Here is a 4,587-nt window from a genome sequence, read left to right as displayed (position 1 = left end):
TTCGCGCGGTGGTGTGTCAGGCGACGGCGGGAACCGCGGCGGCCCGCATCCACTCCGGGATCGCCTGAGGGTTGGCCTGCAGCCAGGCGACGTAGCGGTCGATGCCGTCGCGCACGGTGATGCTCGGCTGCCAGCCGAGCAGGTCACGGCTGCGGGCCGTTGCGGCGTAGCCGCCAAGCGGATCCCCATCCGGGCGCGGAGTGTTCACCAACTGCGCAGAGGGGTAGTGGGAGGCGATGCGCTCAGCGATCTGCCTGACCGAGGTCGCGACACCGGTGCCGACGTTGATGGTCTGGCCAGCCGCTCCCGGGGCGGCCAGCGCCAAGACGGTGGCCTTGGCGACGTCGTCCACGTGCACCATGTCCCGCACCTGGTGTCCGCCGCCGTGCAACTGCAGCGGCAACCCCAGGTGTGCGCCCATGGCCAGACACGCCACCATCCAGGAGTGCGAGGCCGGCTTCGGCACCTGCGGATCGCCGTAGACGCTGAAGTAGCGCAGGATGGTGTACCGGGTGCTGATGTCGCAGGTCTCGGTGAGATGGACCTTGTAGCCGTCCCAGTGGGACTCGAGTTTGGTTCCTGATCGCGCGTCGGCTTCGTAGGGTGAGATCTGGCGAATCGTGGAGGGGGGCTGTTCCTCCGGGGTCCGCCAGCGGAGTCGATCGTCGACGGTGACGTACTGCTGGATCCAAATGTGGCGCAGGGTCTGGACCGCCGGGATGTCGCGAAGCCATCGCGGTGCGGTTTCGGAGTGGACGGCGTGCAGTACGCCGGTCCCGTCGGCGCCGATCTCGTGGCCGAGCTGGATGCGTTCGGTCCTGTTCTTGGGGAGCCGGTAGTCCTCGGCCCTGACTTCGTAGCGATCGAACCATCCGGGTTCGGCTTGGGCGCAGAGCCAGTCGGGCGCGGCGGCCGCGAGCGCGTTGAGCGCGGCGCGCACGGTCTCATGCACCTGTTCCAGCCGATTCATGGTGCGCACGGCCGTGAGCACGTGCGTGGAGTCGGTACGTTGCCGACCGCCGGATCGCAGTAGGCCGGCCGTCACGGCACGGTCCAGGACCAGTTCCAGCAGCCGCTGCTCGAGTCCGCCCGCAAGCAGGCGAGCTCGGAACTCGCTCAGCACCGAGTAGTCGAAGCCGGAGTCGGTGAGCTCCAACCCGAGCGCGTATTTCCAGTCGATCCGGGCTCGCACGGCCTCGGCCGCCTGCCGGTCCGACAACCCCTCGCCGAACTGCAAGATTGACACCAGTGCCAGCCGCGCGGGGGACAGGGCAGGGCGGCCACGTGTGGAGAACGCCACAGCAAAGTCCTCATCCTGGAACAGGACACCCAGCTCGTCCCGGATCCGGATCGCCATGCTCCCCTTCGGGAAGGCCGGCGCGCGCCACCGCCAAGGTGGCCGCCGGAATCTGGTCAGGACCTGTCGAACGCAGCGACACCCACGACTCCATCCGCGAGCAGGAAAAACGATAGCGGCCCCATGATCACGGATGTGATCATGGGGCCGCTGCTTTTTGATCTACTTCGCCAACAGTGTCTCCACGCGGGGCGGGGCCGGCCCGGTGTCCGGCCGCCGCGGGGGCCGGACACCGGGTTCGGGTCAGCGCACCGCCCGCAGGGCGTCGACGATCCCGTAGCCGTAGAAGCCGTTACGCGGACCGCCTCCCTCGCACGTGTGCGTCGCGGTCGCCGTGCCGCCGTCCGGCAGATGCCTGGTGTAGGTGTGGGCGGCCGGGACGGGGCAGGCCGTCCTGGTCGCGGTGCCCTTGAGCACCATCTCCACGACGGCGGGATGCAGCGTCTTGCCGCCGTGCACCCGGTCGGGCCGGCCGAACTTGGCGACGATCAGCGCGGCCACCCCGGCGGCGCGCGGCGAGGCCATCGAGGTGCCCTGAAGATACTGGTAGTAGGCGCAGACCTCGCCCCGGCAGCTGCGGACCACGCTGGTGACGTTGGGCGTGCCGTCGGGGTTGAGCTGACCGCGTCGCCTGGCCAGCGCCTCGGGGTAGGCCGCCAGCGTCGCCCTGGTGACGTCGCGGGTGCCGTCCCCGGTGTCGTAGACGTCACCCCCCGGGGCGGCCACGTCGACGTGACCGTCGCCGTAGTCGGAGTAGTACGCCTTGCGCCCGCTGACCCCGGTCGAGGAGACCGAGATCACGTGCCTGCCCTCGCTGGGCATGGAGACGCAGCTCGGCGGGATCGTGCGCGGGCGGGGCAGCTCGCCGGGGGAGCCGACGAAGTCGGGACTGGAGCCGTCGGCGAGCTCCTTGGTGTAGTCGGTGGCGCCGTTGCCCGCCGCGGACACCAGGGTCACGCCCCTGTTGTAGGCGTAGGTGAGCGCCCGCTGGGCGGCCTTGATGATCGTGGCCTGCTCCAGCCGCTCGGCCGGGGAGTCCGCCGGGTTGTCGACGCAGTTGAACAGCCACGGGTCGATGTAGTAGCTCATGTTGACCACATCGACGCCGATGTCGGCGGCGTAGGTCAGCGCGTCGACGCTGGGCTGCAGGAAGAAGAAGCCGGAGTCCTGCCCGGCCCGCAGGTTCACGATCGAGACCTTGGGGGCCACGCCCGACATGCCGAGCCCGTTGACCGGCGAGGCGATCGACGACGCCACGTGCGTGCCGTGGTCGTTCTCGTCGACGTCCGCCGGGTCGTTACAGGAGTGGTCCGGTTCGGCCGCGCACGGGCCGTCGACCTCGTTGCCGTCGGCGTCGACGGGGATGTCGACGGTGAAGTTGCGGCTCAGCTCGCGGTTGAAGTTCGGCGCGATGTCGGGGTGGGAGCCGTCCACGCCGGTGTCGATGACACCGACCAGCACGCCCGGGTCGCCCTGCTGGTGCCGGTAGGAGCCGTCCACCGTCGCGTGGATCTGCTTCATGTCCCACTGCAGCTCCGACAGCGGTTCCGCGGTGGGGGCGGCCCCGCCGAAAGTGGAGGCGGCGGGGGCGCCGTCACCGGCCTTCTCCACCGCCCTGGCCTGAACCGCCGGGCGGCCCGCGACTCCCCTGGCGGTCGTGGGCACGCGGCCGATGGACCGGTTGTGGGCGATGTCGTCGATCGCGTCGGCGTCGCGCACCGCCTCGGCGAAGCGGCTGTTCCTTGTCGTGACGGTGGCGACGCCGACCGCGGCGTTCTCCTTGAGGATGCTTCCGCCCGCCGCCCTGATGACCCGCTGGGCGTCGGCGGGACGCGCGCCCTCGGTGTACAGCACGACGTACTCGACCTCCGCACCCGGTTCGGCGATCGCCCGCCGGGCCTGCGCCCGGGGCATCGGCGCGGCTGCCGCGAGGGCGGTGACGGCCACGGCGATGATGACCCGTTTCACATTTACCTCCAATATCGTCAAAAGACCCCCCGCAAATGCGACTTCACCCGCACCGGCAATCCGGGCGCATAGCCATTTGCCGAAATTGATCCAACAAACGCCACAAATCCCGCTGCCGCTGCGACCTGCACACATCGGCGAATCATGCCATCACCGAACCTCCACGCGGGGATTCCCGCTCCAAAACCAACGAGGGCATGGAGTTTCACTCCGTGAAACCCATTCAAAAATGGATGAGGCATCATCGGTGGCGGAATTCGGTGCGGAATCCGATTCGCGACCCGCGCGGCCTTCCATGCGGCCGGGGTCTCCGGCGCAGGCAGATCGCCGGACGAGAACGGCGCAGACGGCCACGTCTACCTGCTGGTGAACTTCCCACCCAAGATCGCCGTGTCCAAGCCGGTCGACTCCCTGGCCTTCCCTCGGTCTGAAGGCCTGAGCACTGGCCTGCATTCCGGTGGCGACTCTGCGGTGCGGCCCGTCCGGACATCACCGGAACGGGTCGCACCCGCTCGGCGTGACACTCCCTCCGGCACCCGAGCGGGGTCAGCCGGGCGGGCCGACCCGCTCCTGCCTGCCCGGCAGCGAGGTCACGTACGAGATGAGCGCGCGGAGCGGGCCGGAAAGGTCGCCCTCACCGGCGCGCACCGTGTGCGCCCGGCCGCCGTCCTCGACGGTCAGCTCGTAGTCGAAGCGGTCGGGCTGCCCGCCGGAGGCACCGGAGCGCTCCGGTGCATCGGACAGCCCGGCCCGCTCCACCCTGGAGCGCAGCTCGGCGACCTGCTGCGGCGCCAGCGACGCCGAGTCGACCGTGGTGGTCGTGACCAGACCGGCGATGCCGCCACCCCGGACGATCGACACCTTCATCGGATACCTCCAGCGTGGAGACCCCCGCCTTCAGGCGGGGGAGGAAACGCGGCACGGTGCCGTGTTTCTGGGTGGGTGGTGTAGCCGTAGCCGTCGGCTCGCTGGAGCAGGTGGATGTGGCGGTGGCCGATGCCCTGCACGGTGTCGTGCCGGGTGGCGATGTTGAAACTGCCGGTGGAGCGGACCGCGACACGGCCGAGGTGGACCCCGGCCTTCTTGCCGCTCGGTACGACGGCGCGGACCAGATCGCCGGTGGCGAACCCCTTGACCTGCTTGGTCCGGGGCAGCCGCAGCCGGGGGAAGCCGTAGCGGTCGGTGCGGGTGCGGGCGTAGGTGCCGCGCCCGGTCGCCTTGACCACCAGGACCGTCGAGGGCCAGGCGGTGACGCATTCCAG

3 protein-coding genes and 1 pseudogene are annotated in these 4,587 nt (G+C 69.9%); all 4 read right to left on the bottom strand.

The window, feature by feature from the left end; translation table 11 throughout:
• Nucleotides 1-16 precede the first annotated feature (16 nt).
• A complete protein-coding gene (locus tag ABT130_RS47040) occupies nt 17-1,357 on the bottom strand; it encodes a transposase (RefSeq protein WP_350966415.1) in 1,341 nt (446 codons plus the stop codon).
• Nucleotides 1,358-1,600: 243 nt separating this feature from the next.
• Entirely contained in the window at nt 1,601-3,325 is a 1,725-nt protein-coding gene (locus ABT130_RS47035; protein WP_350966414.1) for a S8 family serine peptidase, read from the bottom strand.
• A gap of 546 nt (nt 3,326-3,871) precedes the next feature.
• Nucleotides 3,872-4,192 carry a protealysin inhibitor emfourin gene (locus ABT130_RS47030; protein ID WP_350925363.1) on the bottom strand — a complete coding sequence of 107 codons (321 nt, stop codon included), beginning with the start codon at nt 4,190-4,192 and terminating at the stop codon, nt 3,872-3,874.
• Nucleotides 4,189-4,587 (bottom strand): annotated as a pseudogene (locus ABT130_RS47025) (hypothetical protein); the annotation flags it as partial. The pseudogene ABT130_RS47025 and the gene ABT130_RS47030, both read right to left, overlap by 4 nt.

The organism is Streptosporangium sp. NPDC001681, from assembly GCF_040298085.1.
In the GTDB taxonomy this organism is placed as follows: Bacteria; Actinomycetota; Actinomycetes; order Streptosporangiales; family Streptosporangiaceae; genus Streptosporangium.
The sequence above is the reverse complement of the archived record's forward strand: the minus strand, read 5'-3'. Positions and strand labels throughout refer to the sequence as shown.